This is a genomic window from Flavobacterium branchiophilum NBRC 15030 = ATCC 35035 (genome assembly GCF_002217205.1).
Taxonomy (GTDB): domain Bacteria; phylum Bacteroidota; class Bacteroidia; order Flavobacteriales; family Flavobacteriaceae; genus Flavobacterium; species Flavobacterium branchiophilum.
Genome location: NZ_MUGT01000224.1, coordinates 1 through 1,065, shown reverse-complemented (window position 1 = coordinate 1,065; position 1,065 = coordinate 1). Strand labels below are relative to the sequence as shown.

The window sequence follows — 1,065 nt, the reverse complement described above, 5'->3', positions numbered from 1 at the left end:
TATTAATTCCAATAACCATAATATTGATTTTTTTCAGAATTGTAAAATACCATAAGGAACATTAGTAAAATGGAAAAAGAACTTTTTGAAAAAGCATTTGATGAAAATTTAAATAAAAATTTTGAGAAACAATCTGAGTATTTTGAGTTTGATTTTGTGTGTTTTCTTATAAATTAATAATAATTTTTGAAATAAATAAATTTTAATATTAGAATTTTATAGAGCGTCAATAACGCAAACAAATAATCTTTTTGAAAGGCTTCTTAAATTGTCATTAATCTATAATGAAGTTGGAACAGGACCAATACCAATTGAAACTTGGAATGACGTTTTTAAAGAACCTAATGTAAAATATAACTCAAATAATTTGGGAAAATCAATTGATTTATGCAAAAAATTTAACTTATTACACAAGATGAAAAAGATTATTTATATACCATAATCAGAGAAATTATGAGAAATGGATTTTCTCATGCTGTTGCAACAAAGGTTTTAGGGAGGTTACCAGACGAAACAACAATGTTTCTATCAAGTTTTTCAAATCCAAATGAATTTAAATCAAAAAATAATTCAATCATTACAATAAATACATAAGAGAATGTTTGCTGAAAATAATACACGAGAATATTTTATTTATATNNCAACCGCAAGCCGAGCAATAAAACCATAGTTAAACTGAACCGATTACAATCACGCCCTTATCGAGATATCGTAAAAATTTTGCGAGGTATTTTAAAATATTTTTCTACCATAAAAAATATTTTTACCTTCCTTTTTTTGCTCTTCTCTTTTGCTCTAAATGCTCAAGCTCGTTTGACCATTGAAAACAACTCCATGCGAACCATGACTGTAAAAGTGATGCAAGGTACTGACAATAATGCCAGTTTGCATGAAATTGTTACCATTCAAGCTAATTCGAGTGAAACAATCAATTTTTCAGAAAGTGGTCATTATTTTACTAAAACAAAAGCTGTAATAAGCGGAAAAGAAGCCATTTATTTGAAAGGACAACCATTTATGGTTACTAATGATGATACGGGATATTCTATTTTAACCCAACTTGCC

General features: G+C 27.4%; 1 protein-coding gene. It reads left to right on the top strand.

Annotated elements, in window-relative coordinates; all coding sequences use genetic code 11:
- Positions 1–720: 720 nt before the first annotated feature.
- Positions 721–1,065 (top strand): hypothetical protein (locus tag B0A58_RS16025; protein ID WP_165766370.1); only part of this gene is annotated, 345 nt, incomplete at its 3' end.